Source organism: Sphingomonas sp. PAMC 26621 (assembly GCF_000251145.1).
Lineage (GTDB): Bacteria > Pseudomonadota > Alphaproteobacteria > Sphingomonadales > Sphingomonadaceae > Sphingomonas.
The window spans coordinates 82,550-99,219 of sequence record NZ_AIDW01000021.1 but is presented as its reverse complement, the minus strand read 5'-3'; the positions used below and the strand labels follow the sequence as shown (position 1 = coordinate 99,219).

20 protein-coding genes are annotated in these 16,670 nt (G+C 67.4%); 13 read left to right on the top strand and 7 right to left on the bottom strand.

Annotated features, from left to right (window positions below):
• Nucleotides 1–67 precede the first annotated feature (67 nt).
• From RI03_RS11985 to RI03_RS11960, 6 genes are all read left to right on the top strand, one after another.
• On the top strand, nt 68–361 hold the full coding sequence (locus RI03_RS11985; protein ID WP_010217632.1) for an AtpZ/AtpI family protein: 294 nt from the start codon (nt 68–70) through the stop codon (nt 359–361).
• Nucleotides 362–381: 20 nt separating this feature from the next.
• Nucleotides 382–1,140, top strand: coding sequence for a F0F1 ATP synthase subunit A (locus RI03_RS11980; RefSeq protein WP_051007269.1), 759 nt, complete (start codon nt 382–384; stop codon nt 1,138–1,140).
• Nucleotides 1,141–1,200: 60 nt separating this feature from the next.
• Entirely contained in the window at nt 1,201–1,413 is a 213-nt protein-coding gene (locus RI03_RS11975; protein WP_010164404.1) for a F0F1 ATP synthase subunit C, read from the top strand.
• A 19-nt stretch (nt 1,414–1,432) separates the two neighbouring features.
• A complete protein-coding gene (locus RI03_RS11970; protein WP_010217624.1) occupies nt 1,433–1,927 on the top strand; it encodes a F0F1 ATP synthase subunit B family protein in 495 nt (164 codons plus the stop codon).
• Nucleotides 1,920–2,474 (top strand): F0F1 ATP synthase subunit B family protein, encoded by a 555-nt coding sequence (locus RI03_RS11965; protein WP_010217622.1) that lies wholly within the window; start codon nt 1,920–1,922, stop codon nt 2,472–2,474. The genes RI03_RS11970 and RI03_RS11965 overlap by 8 nt, the downstream gene beginning before the upstream one ends.
• 116 nt (nt 2,475–2,590) lie before the next feature.
• A complete protein-coding gene (locus tag RI03_RS11960) occupies nt 2,591–2,914 on the top strand; it encodes a hypothetical protein (protein ID WP_010217620.1) in 324 nt (107 codons plus the stop codon).
• A gap of 207 nt (nt 2,915–3,121) precedes the next feature.
• Here RI03_RS11960 and RI03_RS11955 read toward each other — a convergent pair whose 3' ends face one another.
• A complete protein-coding gene (locus RI03_RS11955; protein ID WP_010217619.1) occupies nt 3,122–3,451 on the bottom strand; it encodes an antibiotic biosynthesis monooxygenase in 330 nt (109 codons plus the stop codon).
• A 205-nt stretch (nt 3,452–3,656) separates the two neighbouring features.
• Here RI03_RS11955 and uvrC point away from each other — a divergent pair, with 205 nt between their 5' ends.
• Entirely contained in the window at nt 3,657–5,579 is a 1,923-nt protein-coding gene (uvrC, locus tag RI03_RS11950; protein WP_010217616.1) for an excinuclease ABC subunit UvrC, read from the top strand.
• Nucleotides 5,580–5,586: 7 nt separating this feature from the next.
• Here the strand turns inward: uvrC and RI03_RS11945 are convergent, their stop codons facing one another.
• Nucleotides 5,587–6,540 (bottom strand): energy transducer TonB, encoded by a 954-nt coding sequence (locus RI03_RS11945; protein WP_238542353.1) that lies wholly within the window; start codon nt 6,538–6,540, stop codon nt 5,587–5,589.
• A 386-nt stretch (nt 6,541–6,926) separates the two neighbouring features.
• On the opposite strand from RI03_RS11945, the gene RI03_RS11940 reads away from it, so the two are divergent.
• Nucleotides 6,927–7,886 carry a phytanoyl-CoA dioxygenase family protein gene (locus RI03_RS11940; protein ID WP_232283548.1) on the top strand — a complete coding sequence of 320 codons (960 nt, stop codon included), beginning with the start codon at nt 6,927–6,929 and terminating at the stop codon, nt 7,884–7,886.
• Nucleotides 7,887–7,920: 34 nt separating this feature from the next.
• On the opposite strand, the gene RI03_RS11935 is transcribed toward RI03_RS11940, so the two are convergent.
• Entirely contained in the window at nt 7,921–8,919 is a 999-nt protein-coding gene (locus RI03_RS11935; RefSeq protein WP_010217612.1) for a 2-hydroxyacid dehydrogenase, read from the bottom strand.
• Between the two features lie 97 nt (nt 8,920–9,016).
• On the opposite strand from RI03_RS11935, the gene RI03_RS11930 reads away from it, so the two are divergent.
• Nucleotides 9,017–9,520 carry an SH3 domain-containing protein gene (locus RI03_RS11930; protein ID WP_010164393.1) on the top strand — a complete coding sequence of 168 codons (504 nt, stop codon included), beginning with the start codon at nt 9,017–9,019 and terminating at the stop codon, nt 9,518–9,520.
• Nucleotides 9,520–9,981, top strand: coding sequence for a GNAT family N-acetyltransferase (locus RI03_RS11925; protein WP_010217610.1), 462 nt, complete (start codon nt 9,520–9,522; stop codon nt 9,979–9,981). The genes RI03_RS11930 and RI03_RS11925 overlap by 1 nt, the downstream gene beginning before the upstream one ends.
• 51 nt (nt 9,982–10,032) lie before the next feature.
• On the opposite strand, the gene RI03_RS11920 is transcribed toward RI03_RS11925, so the two are convergent.
• Together RI03_RS11920 and RI03_RS11915 are read right to left on the bottom strand one after the other, a co-directional pair.
• Nucleotides 10,033–11,031: an alpha/beta hydrolase gene (locus tag RI03_RS11920; protein WP_010217607.1), complete on the bottom strand. Its 999-nt coding sequence runs from the start codon at nt 11,029–11,031 to the stop codon at nt 10,033–10,035.
• Between the two features lie 48 nt (nt 11,032–11,079).
• Entirely contained in the window at nt 11,080–12,279 is a 1,200-nt protein-coding gene (locus tag RI03_RS11915) for an acetyl-CoA C-acyltransferase (protein ID WP_010217605.1), read from the bottom strand.
• 250 nt (nt 12,280–12,529) lie between these two features.
• On the opposite strand from RI03_RS11915, the gene RI03_RS11910 reads away from it, so the two are divergent.
• The 3 genes from RI03_RS11910 to RI03_RS11900 are packed head-to-tail and all read left to right on the top strand — an operon-like array spanning nt 12,530 to nt 15,160.
• Complete coding sequence (locus RI03_RS11910; protein ID WP_010217603.1) at nt 12,530–13,282, top strand: prepilin peptidase; 753 nt, start codon at nt 12,530–12,532, stop codon at nt 13,280–13,282.
• A complete protein-coding gene (locus RI03_RS11905; RefSeq protein ID WP_010217601.1) occupies nt 13,279–13,734 on the top strand; it encodes a hypothetical protein in 456 nt (151 codons plus the stop codon). The genes RI03_RS11910 and RI03_RS11905 overlap by 4 nt, the downstream gene beginning before the upstream one ends.
• A 10-nt stretch (nt 13,735–13,744) precedes the next feature.
• Entirely contained in the window at nt 13,745–15,160 is a 1,416-nt protein-coding gene (locus RI03_RS11900; protein ID WP_010217599.1) for a coniferyl aldehyde dehydrogenase, read from the top strand.
• Between the two features lie 185 nt (nt 15,161–15,345).
• Here RI03_RS11900 and RI03_RS11895 read toward each other — a convergent pair whose 3' ends face one another.
• A complete protein-coding gene (locus RI03_RS11895; RefSeq protein WP_010217593.1) occupies nt 15,346–15,945 on the bottom strand; it encodes a DUF1989 domain-containing protein in 600 nt (199 codons plus the stop codon).
• Nucleotides 15,942–16,649, bottom strand: a complete 708-nt coding sequence (gntA, locus tag RI03_RS11890; protein WP_010217590.1) for a guanitoxin biosynthesis heme-dependent pre-guanitoxin N-hydroxylase GntA — start codon at nt 16,647–16,649, stop codon at nt 15,942–15,944. Before gntA ends, RI03_RS11895 begins: the two co-directional genes overlap by 4 nt.
• Nucleotides 16,650–16,670: the final 21 nt, after the last annotated feature.

Here is a 16,670-nt window from a genome sequence, read left to right as displayed (position 1 = left end):
CTTCCTCCTGTTTTCCGAACATACCGTCGCGGTGCCAGACAGCACGGCGGCGTTTTCTTATCAGGACATGCGCCCCTTGGCCGATAACCGCCCGACCGACGACCTCGACGCCCGCATTGCTTCGGCACGTGCGGCATCGCAGTCGCATGGCCGTGGCGCGGTGCCGCAGGCGAAGGGCTATGGCCAGGGCACTCGTGTTCTTGCGCTATTGCTCGGCGCGCTGCTTGGCGGTGGGATCCTGGGCTGGGCGCTCGATTCGTGGTTCGGCACCAGTCCGTGGGCATTGCTCATCGTGCTGGCGCTGGCCGTCGTCGGGGCGTTCATGAACATCATCAAGATTTCGAAGGAGCGCGCGGAGTGAGCGCCGGCAAAATCGATCCGATGGAACAGTTCATGGTGGAGCCCGTCCTCGGGCGCCATCTTTCGCTGTTCGGCTACGACGTCTCCTTCACCAACTCGGCGCTGTTCATGGTCGTCGTGTTCGTGGTGCTCGCGGTGTTCATGGCGGGCGGGCTCAAGCGACAGCTGATTCCCGGGCGCTGGCAGGTGATGGCCGAGAATGCGGTGAGCTTCATCGATTCGATGGTTACCGTGAACATCGGCTCGGGCGGCAAGAAGTTCGCGCCGTACATCTTCTCGCTGTTCTTCTTCATCCTGTTCGCCAACCTGATCGGCGTCCTGCCGCTCGCGATCCTGCCGGGGCTGCACACCTTCGCGGTGACCAGCCACATCACGGTCACCGCGATCCTGGCGTTCCTGTCGTTCGCGATCGTGCTGGTCGTCGGCTTCGCGAAGCACGGCTTCAAGTTCTTCTCGCTGTTCGTGCCGCATGGTGCGCCCGGCTGGCTGATGCCCGTCATCATCCCGGTCGAGTTCGTGTCGTTCATGGTCCGCCCGTTCAGCCTCGCGCTGCGACTGTTCGTCGCGATGACCGCCGGGCACATCCTGCTCGAAGTGTTCGGCAGCTTCGTCGTTCAGGGCATCAACGCCGGCGGCGCGCTCGGCCCGGTCGTCAGCGTCCTCAGCTTCATCATGATCGTCGGCGTCAGCGCGCTCGAGCTGCTGGTCTGCGCGATCCAGGCATACGTCTTTGCACTGCTCACGTCGCTGTACCTGCACGACGCGGTGCATCTGCACTAATCGTTTTCAACACTCATCTGACTGTATTCTAAGGAGCTTAACATGACTGATCTTGGTGCAATGTACATCGGTGCCGGCCTGGCAGCGATCGGTGTCGGTCTCGCGGCACTCGGCGTCGGCAACGTGTTCGGTTCGTTCCTCGAGGGCGCACTCCGTAACCCGGGCGCAGCAGACGGCCAGCAGGGCCGCCTGTTCATCGGCTTCGCGGCATCGGAGCTGCTCGGCCTGATCGCGTTCGTCGTCGCGATCCTCATCCTCTTCGTCGTCAAGTAAGCCAGAGCGAGCGCATCCGATGCCGCAGTTAGACCAGATTTCCGCGATCTACGCTTCCCAGCTCTTCTGGCTGGCGATCGTATTCGCGCTGATCTATTTCGGGATCGGCAAGGCGATGGTCCCCAAGATCGAGGCGACGATCGATGATCGTAACGGCCGGATCGAGGGCGACCTCGCCGCGGCAGAGGGTGCGCGCGCGCAGGCGCACGCCGTCGAGGCGGCCTATCAGACCGGGCTCGAAAGTGCCCGGTCCAGGGCAGCCACGGCGCTGGGCGAAGCCAAGGCGCGGGCGACCGCGAATACCGAGGCTCGGCTCAAGGCAAGCGACGCGGCCCTGCACGACCAGCTGGTCGCCGCGACCGCGCAGGTCGAAGCGTCCAAGACGCAGGCCGTCGCCGAGATTGAAACTGCAACGACCGATGCGGTCGAGGCGATCGTCGCCAAGCTTTCGGGCGTGGCGGTCGACCGTTCGACGATCGCGGCACGCGTGAAGACGGAACTGGCGCATGGCTGAGCAACCGACCGTCACCACCGCCACCACGCGCGGTGTGGTGGAACTGCATCACGAACCGACCGCACTCGGCATCAACGCCGCGGGTTGGGTCGCGTTGTCGATGCTCGTCGTCTTCGCCATCCTGCTCTGGCAGAAGGTGCCGGGGATGGTGGCAAAGATGCTCGACGGCCAGATCGAAAAGATCAAGTCGCAGCTGGATGAGGCGTCGCGGTTGCGCGCCGAGGCCGAAGCGATGCTCACCGCCGCCAAGCAGCGCGACGCGGCAAGCGCTGGCGACGCCGCAGCGATCGTCAAGCATGCAGAGGCCGAGGCAGCAGCGATGCTCGCCAAGGCAGAAGCCGATCTGACCGAACTCGTCGCGCGTCGCCAGACGATGGCGCAGGACCAGATCGCCGCCGCCCAGCGCGGTGCTATCGCCGAGGTTCGGGCGCAGGCGGCGGATGCCGCGGCGCGTGCCGCCTCGTCGATCATCGCCGAACGTCATGGCGCGGACGCTGACAAGGCGCTCGTCGACCGGACGATCGCCGGGCTCGGTCGCCTCAACTGAAATCACGGCCGGATCGGGGGCGACCTCGTCCGGACGCCTCATTCTAAATGTCACACGACCGGGTTAGGGTCAGGATGACGGCGATTCGCGCCGTGATCCTGCAATGAGGCCCTGCCATGAAATCTGCCGTTCTCGCCGCGATCGTCGCTCTGACCGCGACGCCGCTGGCCGCGCAAACCACCGCGCCGGCTGCACCGGTCGCGCCCGCTGCGGCGGCGACCCCCGTTGCCAAATTCACGCTCGATACGCCGATCGAAACGATCGCGTCCGACCCCGTGGCGAAGAAGGTCCTCGACACCGACCTCGACAACATCACCGCGCACCCGATGTACGATCAGTTCAAGAGCATGTCGCTTTCGCAGGTCCAGCCGTTGTCGCAGGGCGCGCTGAGTGATGCCGCGCTGGCGAAGGTCAAGGCGGATCTGGCGGCGCTGAAGTAAAGGGTGTGGTTGGGGTGGCCGGCCGTGTGTTGCGACGCTAGCGGCCACCCGCGATCAAGACAGGATGCGTGGCGGCGATCCTATCGTGCCACGCCCCCCCACCGTTCGTTTCGAGCGTAGTCGAGAAACCCGGCACCACCTCAGGTTTCTCGACTACGCTCGAAACGAACGGTTTTCTTGGGTGCATCCGATACAGACGGCCCCCAGTCAAACCGTGCGCCCGCGCTCCCGCCAGATCGTGGGGATCTCGCTCCAATCGGGTGCTGCGTCCGCCTCATACCCAAGCACCGCCCCGGTCGCGATCGCGCGGAACGCCTTCATCGCCCGCAGATGCGCACCGCTGCGCAGGTACGCCAGCATCGCGGCACGGTCGGTCCATACGGTCAGCGTATGATGCACCCCGTCGATCCGCCGCGCCTCAGCGCGCAGATTGCCCGGGGCGGTTTGGGCCTGCCGCATCGAGCCGACCGCGTGCCATGCGAACCGCGGGAAGCTGAGCGGGCCCTTGAGGCGCAGGCCGGTGATCGAGATGTACATGGAGCGAGCCTTAACCGGTATTGTCGGGCGCGCCCAATGTGCTTGAGCGTAGCGCAACGGGGTGCCAGTCGTTTCGAGCGTAGTCGAGAAACCCGGCACCGCGCAGGTTTCTCGACTACGGTCGAAACGAACGGTGGGTAAGAGTGAGCTCTCATAGCCAACGAAACCGTGGCATCCCCCCGCGGGAATCCCTAGATCGTCGGTAATGTCCGATCCCAATGCCCCGACCCGCTTCAACGAAGACAAGGCCACCTTCACCGTCCGCGGCAGCGACGCGCCCGATATCGAGGCGGGCGTCGCGGCGATCCGCAACGTGCTGGCAACGCTGCCGATACGGCCGGGCGTGTATCGCATGCTCGATGCACGCGGTGAGGTGCTTTACGTCGGCAAGGCGCGCGCGCTCAAGAACCGCGTGACCAACTACACGCAGGTCGACCGGCTGACCAAGCGGCTCCAGCGGATGGTCGCGCAGACGCGCTCGATGATGATCGTCACGACCAACAACGAGGCGGAGGCGCTGCTGCTCGAAGCGCAGCTGATCAAGCGCTATCGCCCGGCGTACAACGTGCTGCTGCGCGACGACAAAAGCTTCCCGTTCATCCTGTTGCGCGCCGATCATGATTTTCCGCGCATCCAGAAGCACCGCGGCGCGCGCCGCGCCAAGGGCAATTACTACGGCCCGTTCGCGAGCGCAGGCTCGGTCAACAACACGCTCAACGCGCTCCAGAAGCTGTTCCTGTTGCGAAGCTGCACCGACGGCTTCTTCAAGAACCGCGACCGGCCGTGCCTGCTCTACCAGATCAAGCGCTGCTCCGCGCCGTGCGTCGGGCGGATCGACACCGAGGGCTATGCCGAGCTCGTCGCGGACGCCAAGGCGTTCCTTGCGGGCAAATCGACCGAGGTTCAGGCCAAGCTCGGCGCGCAGATGCAGACCGCTGCCGAGAACATGGATTTCGAGCTCGCCGCGATCATCCGCGATCGGCTTCGTGCGCTGACCTTCATCCAGGGCAGCCAGGCGATCAACGCAGAGGGGCTGGGCGATGCCGACATCTTCGCGATGGCGTGCAAGAACGGTGTGATCGGAATCCAGGCGTTCTTCATCCGTGGCGGGCAGAACTGGGGCCACCGCAGCTTCTTCCCCGCGCACACCGCCGACGTGCCCGAGGACGAGATCTTCACCGGCTTCCTCGCGCAATTCTACGAGGAGGTGCCGCCCCCGCGCACGATCCTGCTCGACCGCGACCTGACCGAAGCCGAGTTGCTCGGCGAGGCGCTCGGCGCGCAGGCGGGGTTCAAGGTCGCGCTGTCGATGCCGCAGCGGGGCACGCGCCGCAAACTGCTCGAACAGGCCAAGCGCAACGCCGAGGAAGCGCTCGACCGTCGGCTCGCCGAAAGCACCACGCAAGCGAAGCTGCTGCGCGAGGTCGCCGAGTTGTTCGACCTGCCCGAACCGCCCGACCGGATCGAGGTGTACGACAACAGCCATATCCAGGGCACCAACGCGCTCGGCGCGATGGTCGTCGCGGGGCCGGAGGGGTTCCGCAAGGGCCAGTATCGCAAGTTCAACATCAAGAACCCCGACACCATCCCGGGCGACGATTTCGGAATGATGCGCGAGGTGTTCGGGCGGCGCTTCGCCCGCGCGCAGGCGGACGATCCCGATCGGGATTCGGGCGACTGGCCCGATCTCGTGCTGATCGACGGCGGGCGCGGGCAGCTCAATGCGGTGAAGGGCGTGCTCGAGGAACTCGGGATCGAGGACGTCGTCCTCGTCGGGATCGCCAAGGGGCCGCACCACGGGCGCGACGGGCGCGAGGTGTTCCACATGCTCGACGGGCGCGAGTTCCAGTTGCCGGTCAATGCGCCGGTGCTGTTCTACCTCCAGCGGCTGCGCGACGAGGTCCACCGTTTCGCGATCGGCGCGCACCGCGCGAAGCGCGCGAAGGCGATCGGTGCGTCGCCGCTCGACGACGTGCCCGGCATCGGCCCGGCGCGGAAGAAGGCGTTGCTGATGCACTTCGGCACCGCGCGCGCGGTCCGCAACGCAAGCCTCGACGATCTCCAGCGCGCCCCCGGCGTGAGCGCGGCGGTTGCGCAGCAACTGTACGACTTCTTCCACTCCCGCTGAGGAGTGCTCAGCCGTGGTGAGTCCCGGCGGGGAGGCGGAAGCGGACCCGGGTCACGCAGCCGCGATACCCGGTCTCACTTGGCAGGACCGCAGCGCTCGTCAACGCGGCGACCGCGGTTTCGCCGAAGGCCGCTGCGGGTTCGGACGCCAGCACCCGGACGTTCCCGATCGCACCCCACGGCGCGGTATCGTAGCGCACTGCCGCGACGCCCTCGATCCGCCGTCGCTGGAATGCCCTGGGATAGGCCTGGCCGGACAGCAGCCCGGAAATCGTCTTCGGGTCGATCCGGCAGGCGGGGATCGTGTCGTCGGTGCCGGGTGGCGTATCCGCGGGAAAGTCCGCCGGCACCGCGGGGCGACTGCCGACGCGGAAGTAATGATAGAGGCAACCGATGCGCGCGGTGCCCGGCGCGTAGCGGTTGCGCGCCAGCGCGTGCTCGCCCGCGCGGTCGAGCGCGGTGGTCCCGGACGACCCGAGCAGGCGGACGTTGCGCGGGGTTCCATCGGGCATGACGTCGAACGCGAAGAACGCCCACGCCCAGTCCCCCGGCGGCACCGCGATCGTCTCGAACGCAGGATTGTTGAGCGCACGAAATTGCCCGGGTCCGCGCACGCAGGTCGATCCGCTCGGGCGGATCCGGTCATAGACCTCGGGCGGCGCGGCGAGCGGTCCGGGCCGACTGGCCAGCGCGTACAGCGTCTGGAGCGGGACATCGGCAACCGGGGTCAGGCTGGTCGCGAAATCGACGGCACACGTGCGCCGCTGCCCCGCCGCGAAGCGCGACGCAGCGATGGACGGCGCGAGATCGCTCCGGTCGAGATAGAAGAGGGGCTCGGCGGGAGACGCGTCCGGCCGGATCGTACCGGGCTGGCCGTTTGCGGCGATCGTGAAGACGTAGCGGAGGACCGGCAGCGGCTGGGAGGGGCTGGCCGGACGGAATCGCGAGACAACGTTCGGCATCGGGGCGACCAGCACAGCACCGGCGAGCGCTTTCCCATCACAGGTTACAGGTCCGGGGGCGAATCGCTCGATTTCGACCACGCGCGGGTTTGCCGGTGATGTGACGGCGATGATCGGCGGTGGTGGCGGAACCGTCATGCTGCTGAACCCCCGAGCCTGTGCGTCTCTCGCGCTATTATCCTGATCCCCGGAACGAAACAACGCCCGGTCTTGATCGCCCCCCCGCCGCGAAAAACGAACGGACTGCGGCGCTCACCCGAATTCATGGCGCGGCGCTTCTGGTAAATCTGGCCGTAACGGTCCATTACGATGCGGGGGCGCTAGGGATATTTGCCACATCGGGACGGTCTTTCGATCGTGCCGTCCGGCCAGTGGGGCGTAGCGATATGGACGTGATGCGAGGGTTGAAGCGTCGCGCAGGGGCGGTGCCGTGGCGGATCGCGTCCGATCTCGCACAGGTGCGGCCAATCCATTCGGCGCGCGACCGGCACTATCACACCGCGCTCGACCGATATCGGCCGCAGCTTCCCGATCTTGCGCCATGGCAATCCGAAATCGTCGACACCGTGGCGCGGCAGGGCGTGGCGCAGGCCGACCTGTCCGCGCTCGCGCTGTCAGGTGCGGGGCGCTTGTTGCAACAGGCCACGGCACTCGCCGACGTCTGGGCCGAGCCGTTGCGCGAACAGGCGCGCAGCGGCGTCCAGTTCCTCCAGGTTCCCGCCGCCGACATCGCCGCACACCCCGATCTGTATCGCTTCGGATTGCAGGACGCGCTGCTCGATCTGGTGGAGACGTATATCGGGCTGCCGGTCGCGTATGACGGCGTGATCCTGCAATATACCGTGGCGGACGGCCGCGCGGTGTCGACCCGCAAATGGCATCGCGACCGCGAGGACCGGCGGATGATCAAGCTCGCGGTCTATCTGACCGACGTCGACGCGGAGAGTGGCCCGTTCGAACTGGTGCCGGTGGCCGAGCCGCTGTCCTATGAAACCGGGCCGCGCGACCTGTTCTACCTGCGCGATGCCGACGAGGTCATGCGCGACGGGCGCATCCTCGGCGCGGAGCCGATCGCCTGCACCGGCCCAGCGGGGACTGCGGTCTTCGCGGATACCGCGCGCTTCTTCCATCGCGGCAAGCCCGCGACCGCGCAGGACCGCGCAGCCCTGTTCTTCAGTTACTTCGCGCGCGTGCCGCAGCGGCCGTATTTCTGTCATCGCTCGGGGCTGTCGCATCGGGAGATCGTCGCGATGACCGAAGACCTGTCACCACGCCAGCGCGCGGCGGCATTGTGGCGGCAGGGGTTGCCGCTGACGTGGCGGCTGGTGCCGCCGTCGCGGGTTTGAGGAGGGCGAGGGTGGCGCGTGCGCTGCCCCGACCTTACGCCCAGCCCTCCAGCACCTGATCCGGCGGACGATGCCCGTCCGCCCACATGCGGATGTTGGCGATGACCTTCTCGCCCGTCGCCAGCCGCCCCTCGAACGTCGCGGAGCCCATATGCGGCGTCATCACGACATTGGGCAGCGCGAGCAGCCGCGGGTCGATCTGCGGCTCGTGCTTCCACACGTCGAGCCCTGCACCCGCCAGCCGCCCGTTCTCGAGCGCATCGACCAGCGCATCCTCGTCGACGATCCCGCCGCGCGACGTGTTGATGACGTAGACATGTGGTCGCAACAGCGCGATCCGGTCCGCATCGATCAGCCCTTCGCTGTCGGCGTTGCGCGGGGTGTGGATCGTCAGCAGGTCGATCGCGCCGAGCATCTCGTCGAGGTTCGGATGCCATTGCGCCTGCAGTTCCGCCTCGACCACCTTGGGGAGCCGGTGGCGGTTATGGTAATGCACCGACAGCCCGAACGCGCGCGCGCGCCGCGCGACCGCCTGGCCGATCCGGCCCATGCCGAGGATGCCGAGCGCCTTGCCGCCGATCCGGTGCCCGAGCATCCCGCCCGGGGTCCAGCCCTGCCACGCGCCCGAACGCACCAGCTTCTCGCCCTCCGCGAGCCGCCGCGGGACGGAGAGGATCAGCGCCATCGTCAGGTCGGCGGTATCCTCGGTCAGCACCCCCGGCGTGTTGGTGACGAGGATGCCGCGCGCCCGCGCTGCTTTCAGCGCGATGTGGTTCACGCCAGCGCCGAAATTGGCGATCAGCTTGAGCTTCGGGCCCGCGCCCTCGATCAGCGCGGCGTCGATCTCGTCGGTCACGGTCGGCACCAGCACGTCGCAGTCGGCCATCGCCGCAGCCAGGTCTGCGCGAGTCAGCGCGGCCGCGCCGCGGTGGATTCGGGTGTCGAACAATTGCTCCATCCGCTGCATCACCGCATCGGGCAATTCGCGGGTCACCGCCACGCGCGGGTTGGGGACACGTCTGGTTTCGGCCATGCGACAGGCTTGGCGGAGCCCCCGCGCAACGTCAACGGGTGTTGAAGCGCGCGCGCAACTTGGGATAAGCGAGCGCATGAACGCGAGGGAACACGGCATGCGCATCGGGGCCAGGATCATGCTCGCGGGGACGGCGCTCGCGCTCGGCGCAGGGGCGCTTGCGCCTGCGTTCGCCGCGATGGCAAACAAGAAACCGCCGTTCTACGCCTCGATCTCCGCCAAGAAGGCACGGATGCGAAGCGGCCCGGCGCGCAGCTATCCCGCGAACTGGCTGTACCAGCGCGCCGACCTGCCGGTGAAGGTGATCGACGTGTTCGAACACGGCCAATGGTATAAGGTCGAGGATCCGGACGGTACGCAGGGCTGGATGACCGGCGGGCTGCTCAGCGAGACGCGCACCGGGCTGGTGACGGGGCAGGTCGCCGAACTCCGCGACCGCGCGGATGCGGGCGGCCGGATCGTCTGGCGCGCGGCGCCCGGCGTGGTCGGGCGGTTGAGCCGCTGTTCCGGCGGCTGGTGCTATTTCGACGTCCACGGGCGCGGCGGCTTTGTCGAGCAGATGCGCTTCTGGGGCAGCGAACCGGGCGAAACGCTCCCGTGATGGACTGGACGATCCGGCGCGACGATCTGACGCATCCCGACGTTCTCGCGCTGCTCGACCTGCACTTGCGCTCGGCGCACGAGAACTCGCCGCCGGGGAGCGTCTATGCGCTGGATGTCAGCGGGTTGCGCGATCCGTCCGTCACGCTGGGGACGCTGTGGGAGGATAGGACGCTGCTCGGAATGGGCGCGCTCAAGGCGCTCGGCGACGCGCAGGGCGAGGTCAAGTCCATGCGGACCGCGCCCGCGCACCTGCGGCGGGGCGTCGCGGCGGCGCTGCTCGACCATCTGATCGCGGAAGCGCGGGCGCGGGGGTATCGTCGGCTCAGCCTGGAGACGGGCACGGACGCCCCGTTCGAAGCAGCGCACGCGCTGTACGAACGCGCAGGGTTCGTGGAATGCGCGCCGTTCGGCGCGTATCACGACACGGTGTTCGCACGGTATTTCACGAAGGTGTTGTAAGGACGGTCGCGGCCGCCACCCCGGTTTGCCGCCTCGAACGGGCGGCCGGTACTAGCGCCACCGCTCCGACACGAACCGGGCAACCTCCGCCTGCATGTCGCGATCTTCGGGGGTGTCACCACCAAAGCCGCCATGCGGCATCGCCTCGAACACATGAAGTTCGGCCGCGACGCCCGCGCGTCTGAGCGCCCGGTGCAAGCGCACGGTGGTCGACAGGAACAGATCGCGCGTCCCGGTCTGCAACAAGGTGGCGGGCAGACCCGCCAGATCGCCGAAAAGCGGCGACAGATCGGGGTCCGCGAGATCCGCGCCGTTCGCGTAGAGCCGGCTCGTGGCCATCAACGATCCGGGGAGTACGACGTCGACCAACTGGTTGACGCTAAAACTGTCGCCGGATTCGGTCAGGTCCGCCTGTGGCGACAGCAGCACCAGTCCGGCGGGCATCGGCAACCCCGCGTCCCGCGCGCGGCGCAGCATCGCGATGGCCAGATTGCCCCCCGCCGACCGCCCCCCGATCACGATATCGGAGGCGGCGTGGTGCGTCAGGACATGGCGATACGCCACGAGACAGTCGTCGAGCGCAGCGGGGAAGGGGTGTTCGGGCGGCGTGCGATAATCGACGCCATAACAGCGCATGCCATGCTGGTTGGCCTGCATCCGCGCGCCCACGCGGCACGCCAGACCTCCACCGAACACCAGCGCACCACCGTGCAGGTCGATATAGGCGCGCCCCGTCTTGAACGTCGCCTCCGGTCCTGCAACCGGCGTCGCGACATGGATGGTCGTCTCCGCGATCGTCACGGTCTCGACGGTCGATCGCAAGGTTCCGGCAAGCGCTTCCATCGCCGTCGCATAATGGGCGTCGGCGGCGGTCTTGAGGTCGATCCACGCCGGATGATCCGCCGGGTCTGGAAGGACGTGGAGCGTATTGAGCGGCACGCCGTCCGCCCGCACCGCGCGTGCGAGCATCGCGCGCGCTTCGGCCGAAATCGAGCTGGGGAACGGAACCGTCCGGGCCGGAACGGCAACGCCGTGTGTATCATCGTCCATTGCGTTCCGACTTTTTTTGCGTGCGTTCCGGGCGGCTTTCTGTCGCTCCTAGGACATCAGCTCCACTGCCACCGCGGTCGCCTCGCCCCCGCCGATGCACAGCGACGCCAGCCCGCGCTTCCCGCCACGCGCTTCCAGCGCCGACAGCAGCGTCGCAAGAATGCGCGCGCCGCTCGCGCCGATCGGATGGCCGAGCGCGCAGGCACCGCCGTTGACGTTGATCCTGTCGTGCGCGATGTCGAGGTCGCGCATCGCGATCATCGCGACGACCGCGAACGCCTCGTTGACCTCGAACAGGTCGATGTCACTGGCGGACCAGCCTGCCTTTTCGAGCGTCTTGCGCATCGCGAACACTGGCGCAGTCGTGAACAGCGACGGCGCATGCGCATGCGCGCCATGCGCAACGATCCGTGCGAGCGGGGTGAGGCCGAGCTTCTCCGCCACCGACGCGCGCGTCATCACTAGCGCGGCGGCACCGTCCGAGATCGACGAGGCGTTCGCCGCGGTGATCGTGCCTTCCTTCGAGAAAGCGGGCTTGAGCGTCGGGATCTTGGCGACATCGCCCTTGGCAGGCTGCTCGTCGAGGCTGACCGTGGTCGCCCCCTTGCGCCCGGCGATCTCCACGGGGACGATCTCGCGGTCGAATGCGCCCGAGGTCTGCGCGCGTTGTGCGCGGTGGAGCGATTCGATCGCGTAATAGTCCATCTGCTGGCGCGTGAACTGGTACGCCGCGGCGCTGTCCTCGGCGAAATTGCCCATCAGCTTGCCGGGCTCATACGCATCCTCGAGCCCGTCGAGGAACATATGGTCCTTCAGCACATCATGCCCGATCCGCGCGCCGCCGCGGTGACGCATCGAGAGATAGGGCGCGTTGGTCATGCTCTCCATCCCGCCCGCGATCAGCAGATCGGCCGACCCCGCCGCGAGCGCATCCGCCGCGAGGATCGCCGCCTGCATCCCCGATCCGCACATCTTGTTGATCGTTGTCGCCTCGATATGGTCGGGCAGCCCCGCCTTGAGTGCCGCCTGCCGCGCAGGCGCCTGGCCGAGCCCGGCGGGGAGCACGCAGCCCATGTAGATCCGCTCGATCGCGTCGCCCGAAAGCCCCGCACGCTCGACCGCGCCGCCGACCGCAGTCGCGCCGAGCTCGGTCGCGCTCGCCCCCGCCAGCGCACCCTGGAACGATCCCATCGGCGTGCGGGCGTAGGAGACGATAACGACGGGATCGGCTGCGGGACGGGTGGCCATAGTGGGAAACCTCTCAGAGAAGCGATCTTTGACATGCTGCGGCGCGCCTGATCCCCCCCGTTCGCCCTGAGCGCAGTCGAAGGGCCCCTTGCCAAACAGACCAGGTCTGAGGTGCGAAAGGGGCTTCGACTTCGCTCAGCCCGAACGGGTGGGGGGATCGGATACGAGCGGTGTCGATCTAGGGCCGACATCTCAGATTTACAAACTATAGGACGCGCTTCGATGACCCGCAGCGATCGAGGCGAGACGCATGGATGACTGGATCTGGCCGGTGCTGTTGGGCGGTCTCGGCGCGATCTTCGGGAGCTTCATCGCGACGATCGTGCTGCGCTGGCCCGAGGGGCGCTCGGTGTTGCACGGGCGCTCGGCGTGCGACGGTTGCGGGGCCACGCTCACCGTGCGCGATCTGGTGCCGCTGCTCAGCGCGCTCATCGCACGCGGCAAGTGCCGTCGCTGTGGCGCGGCGATCGACCCGCTTCACTGGCAGATCGAGCTGGCTGCGCTGCTGATCGGCGTCGCGGCGGGGCTGGCGGTGCCGGGGCCGGTCGGGATCGCGGGCGCGGTGTTCGGCTGGCTTCTGCTGACCCTCGGCGCGCTCGACGTCGTCGCTTTCTGGCTCCCCGACGTGCTGACCGTCACGCTCGCGGTCGGCGGGGTGGTGACCGGTGCGCTCGGGGTTGCGCCCGAGCTCGACAAGCGGTTGATCGGCGGCGTGGTCGGGTTCGTCGCGTTGTGGGCGGTCGGCGCTGGCTACAAACGGTTGCGCGGGCGCGAGGGGCTCGGTGGGGGCGATCCCAAGTTGCTCGGCGCGATCGGCCTGTGGCTCGGGTGGCGGATGCTGCCGACGGTGGTGCTGTTCGCGGCGCTCGCGGGGCTTGGCGTCGCGGTGATCGGGGCGTTGCGCGGACGGTCGGTGGCGATGACCGACCGGATGCCGTTCGGCGCGCTGCTTGCGATCGCGGCTTACCCGGCGTGGCTGATGCTGTTAGGCATGGCGTCATGACCGCGTTCCTGTTCCTCGCGCTCGCCGCCGTGCAGGCGACACCCGCGCCGCAACCGACCCCTGCGCCGCTCAGCGCGGTCGACGGGCTTCCGCTCGGCGCGATCCCCAAGCAGGACCTGCCGAGGCAGGGCTGCGCTGCGTATCTGTGGACCGCCAGTGGCACGCGCGCCTTCATCGCGATGGCGGGCGCGGACCCGGCGCGGCTGCGGCTCGCGGTCGACGGGCGGATCACCGATCTCGAACGCAGCGGACAGACGGGCGGCGGCAATTTCGGCCTGGCCGAGACGTCGACCTATGGCGGCGGCGCGCTTGTTGCGAAGCTGACGATGCGGATCGAGACTCGCTCCTCGATCAGCGGGGGCGGGGTGGTGTCGGACGGCATCCTCGAGCTCGACCGTGCGGGGCAGGACAGTGTGGTGGTGCCGGTCGCCGGGTTGGTCGGCTGCGCTTAGGGAGACGGGAATGACACTCGACGCGACGCTCAAAGCGCAACGGCTTGCGTTCAATACGGAATTACCCGTCTCGCTGGAGGCCCGCAAGGACCGGCTCAAGCGTGCGGTCGCGATGATCGGTGACAATGCCGATGCTTTTTGCGACGCGTTGAGCGAGGATTTCGGGCACCGCAGTCGCGAACAGTCGATGCTGACCGACATCGCGTCCTCGATCGCGCCCCTGAAGCACGCGCTGCGGTCGCTCGACGGCTGGACGAAGCGCGACAAGCGATCGGTACAATTCCCGCTCGGGCTGCTCGGCGCGCGCGCTTGGGTGGAATATCAGCCCAAGGGCGTGGTCGGCGTGATCGCGCCGTGGAATTTCCCGGTTAATCTGGTGATGGGGCCGATCGCGGGGATCTTCGCCGCGGGCAACCGCGCGATGGTCAAGACCAGCGAATTCACCCCGCGCACCGCCGCGCTGTTCGAACAGGTCTGCGCGAAATATTTCGCGCCCGAGGAACTCGCGTTCTTCAGCGGCGGGCCGGAGGTGGGCAAGGCCTTCTCCGAACTGCCGTTCGACCACCTGATCTTCACCGGCGCGACCGGGATCGGCCGGCACATCCTGCACGCCGCCGCCGACAATCTCACCCCCGTGACGCTCGAGCTCGGCGGCAAGTCACCCGTCATCATCGGCAAGGACGCCGACATCGCGCGCGCGACCGAGCGCGTCGCGATCGGCAAGATGCTCAACGCCGGGCAGATCTGCCTCGCGCCCGATTACATGCTCGTCCCGCAAGCGCAGGAGCAGGCGGTGGTCGACGGGCTCAAGGCGGCGGTTTCGGCCATGTATCCGACGCTGCTCGCCAACCCGGACTATACCGCGATCATCAACGACCGGCATCACCAGCGCCTCGCCGACTGGGTCGCCGACGCGCGGGCAAAGGGCGCGACGGTCGAGGTGGTCAATCCCGGCGGCGAAGACTTCGCGGGCTCCAACGCGCGGAAAATGCCGCTCCACATCGTCCGCGATGCGACCGACGACATGATTGTCATGCAGGAAGAGATCTTCGGCCCGATCCTCCCGGTGCGCAGCTACGTGGGCGGCGTCGACAGCGCGATCGACGAGGTCAACAGGCGCGATCGCCCGCTCGGCCTTTATTATTTCGGGCCGGACGAGACCGAGCGGCGCCGCGTGCTCGATCGGACGATCTCGGGCGGGGTGACGATCGACGACGTGGTGTTCCACGTCTCGATGGAAGACCTGCCGTTTGGCGGAGTCGGGCCGTCGGGGATGGGGTCGTACCACGGGTTCGACGGGTTCAAGACGTTCAGCCATGCGAAGGCGGTGTTCAAGCAGGCGAAGCTCGACGTGGCAAAGCTCGCGGGGCTCAAGCCGCCCTATGGCAAGGCGACGATGACGAGTGTGCGGCGGCAGATGAAGTAGGGGGCAGACCGGCGCTTCTTCTTTCTTCCGTCCGCTTCCTTATCCCCTTCTCCTTCCCCGGCGAAGGCCGGGGCCCAGGAGCGATGGCGGAGGTAACTGCGTCCGGTCGCCCGCAATCTTCTGTTCCTCTCCTGGGCCCCGGCCTTCGCCGGGGAAGTGGTAAGGGCGGAAGCCGCTACGGGATATCAATCCACCCGGTAATGGATCGGCTTAAAACTCCCGCCGTTGCTCGCCGGCGCGGAGCAGGCGGTGAGGCCGATGATCAGATCCATCTCCGCGCGCAGCGAGATATGGTCGCCCGCCTTGCTGATCGGCGGCAACACGTCGAGCTTGCCCGTCGTCCCATCCACCGTCACGTTCATGAAGCAGTTGAACGCGGTCGGGATCATGTCGGGCTTGACGCCATAGGGCTCTAGCGCCGCTGCCAGGTTGCCGAAGCACCCGCGATGCGGCGGCAGGTCCGGGTAAAAATGGTGGAACGTGTCGTACGAACACGGCGTCAGCAGGAAATCATGCCGCCCGACCGTGTCCGCGATGATCGTCAGCATCGGCCGCGAACGGTTGGAATAGAGAATGTTGTTCGTCGTCAGAAAGATCGTCTCGGCATAATCGAGTGTCCGCCCCGACGAGATCACCTCGGCCAGATCGTCGGCGTTATACGCCAGCAGGTCGGACACCTGCACCCCACGCGGGTCGATCACGGTCAGCGTCTGCCCCGCCGTCAACCGAAACGCATCTCCGCTGCGTTCGGGGATCTCGACAACGCTGCCCACTTCGGGGCTCATTCGGGCGCGCCCGAATAGCGGAACGGGCAGGCCCACGCCTCGTCGACGACACGCCCGCTATATTGCCGCGCCTCGCTCATCTCGCCGTGCCGCGCGAGCATCGGGTTGCGCGAACCTGCCAGCACTTCGTCGCGCGTGAGGATCTTCTCGCGCATGCCCTCATATTTGCCCTGCGCGCGAAGCGTCTCGAACTGGTCGTGGAGGTTGAACACCATCGTCGGCCGCGCGAACCGCCGCGCGGGGCGGCTGGCATTGGGGTGGAGCCCGACGATGAAGAACGCCTCGCCGCCGAAGCTCAGCGAGAAATGCGGGCTGTCGGGGTCGGTGCTGACCGTCGCGTCATAGCCCTGGCCGCGCCACACGTCCTTGTCCGAGATCGACTGGACACGCTGCCACAGCGCAGCCTCGAATGCCTGCTCGCTCAGGTCGTCGGGGCCGTCGAAAATCACCGCGAAGCTGCGGAACAGCCCCGGATCCTTGCGATAGGCCGCGGCGAAATGCATCAGACCATCGTGGATCCTCAAGTCGTCCCACGCGCTGTCGAGCCGGTCGCACGCGAGGACGGAGAGCGTCCCCTTCGCCAGCGCCGCCTTGGCGCCGACGCAGGGGAAGTCCGCCTCCGCGACATGCGCATCGAGCAGGGCCTGGAAGTCGTGCTGGGCACGGTGTTTCCACGGGAACAGCGGAGTCTGGGGCGTAGGCATAGAACAACAAGACTCCCGCGC

What these genes read in the sequence shown, in the direction of transcription:
- RI03_RS11900 (WP_010217599.1), top strand. Translation starts at nt 13,745, where the DNA reads ATGACACTCGACGCGACGCTCAAAGCGCAACGGCTTGCGTTCAATACG.
- RI03_RS11940 (WP_232283548.1), top strand. Translation starts at nt 6,927, where the DNA reads ATGGACGTGATGCGAGGGTTGAAGCGTCGCGCAGGGGCGGTGCCGTGG.
- gntA (WP_010217590.1), bottom strand. Translation starts at nt 16,649, where the DNA reads ATGCCTACGCCCCAGACTCCGCTGTTCCCGTGGAAACACCGTGCCCAG.
- RI03_RS11895 (WP_010217593.1), bottom strand. Translation starts at nt 15,945, where the DNA reads ATGAGCCCCGAAGTGGGCAGCGTTGTCGAGATCCCCGAACGCAGCGGA.
- RI03_RS11970 (WP_010217624.1), top strand. Translation starts at nt 1,433, where the DNA reads ATGCCGCAGTTAGACCAGATTTCCGCGATCTACGCTTCCCAGCTCTTC.
- RI03_RS11985 (WP_010217632.1), top strand. Translation starts at nt 68, where the DNA reads ATGCGCCCCTTGGCCGATAACCGCCCGACCGACGACCTCGACGCCCGC.
- RI03_RS11955 (WP_010217619.1), bottom strand. Translation starts at nt 3,451, where the DNA reads ATGTACATCTCGATCACCGGCCTGCGCCTCAAGGGCCCGCTCAGCTTC.
- RI03_RS11930 (WP_010164393.1), top strand. Translation starts at nt 9,017, where the DNA reads ATGCGCATCGGGGCCAGGATCATGCTCGCGGGGACGGCGCTCGCGCTC.
- RI03_RS11975 (WP_010164404.1), top strand. Translation starts at nt 1,201, where the DNA reads ATGTACATCGGTGCCGGCCTGGCAGCGATCGGTGTCGGTCTCGCGGCA.
- RI03_RS11920 (WP_010217607.1), bottom strand. Translation starts at nt 11,031, where the DNA reads ATGGACGATGATACACACGGCGTTGCCGTTCCGGCCCGGACGGTTCCG.
- RI03_RS11925 (WP_010217610.1), top strand. Translation starts at nt 9,520, where the DNA reads ATGGACTGGACGATCCGGCGCGACGATCTGACGCATCCCGACGTTCTC.
- RI03_RS11915 (WP_010217605.1), bottom strand. Translation starts at nt 12,279, where the DNA reads ATGGCCACCCGTCCCGCAGCCGATCCCGTCGTTATCGTCTCCTACGCC.
- RI03_RS11980 (WP_051007269.1), top strand. Translation starts at nt 382, where the DNA reads ATGGAACAGTTCATGGTGGAGCCCGTCCTCGGGCGCCATCTTTCGCTG.
- RI03_RS11905 (WP_010217601.1), top strand. Translation starts at nt 13,279, where the DNA reads ATGACCGCGTTCCTGTTCCTCGCGCTCGCCGCCGTGCAGGCGACACCC.
- RI03_RS11910 (WP_010217603.1), top strand. Translation starts at nt 12,530, where the DNA reads ATGGATGACTGGATCTGGCCGGTGCTGTTGGGCGGTCTCGGCGCGATC.
- uvrC (WP_010217616.1), top strand. Translation starts at nt 3,657, where the DNA reads ATGTCCGATCCCAATGCCCCGACCCGCTTCAACGAAGACAAGGCCACC.
- RI03_RS11945 (WP_238542353.1), bottom strand. Translation starts at nt 6,540, where the DNA reads ATGCCGAACGTTGTCTCGCGATTCCGTCCGGCCAGCCCCTCCCAGCCG.
- RI03_RS11965 (WP_010217622.1), top strand. Translation starts at nt 1,920, where the DNA reads ATGGCTGAGCAACCGACCGTCACCACCGCCACCACGCGCGGTGTGGTG.
- RI03_RS11960 (WP_010217620.1), top strand. Translation starts at nt 2,591, where the DNA reads ATGAAATCTGCCGTTCTCGCCGCGATCGTCGCTCTGACCGCGACGCCG.
- RI03_RS11935 (WP_010217612.1), bottom strand. Translation starts at nt 8,919, where the DNA reads ATGGCCGAAACCAGACGTGTCCCCAACCCGCGCGTGGCGGTGACCCGC.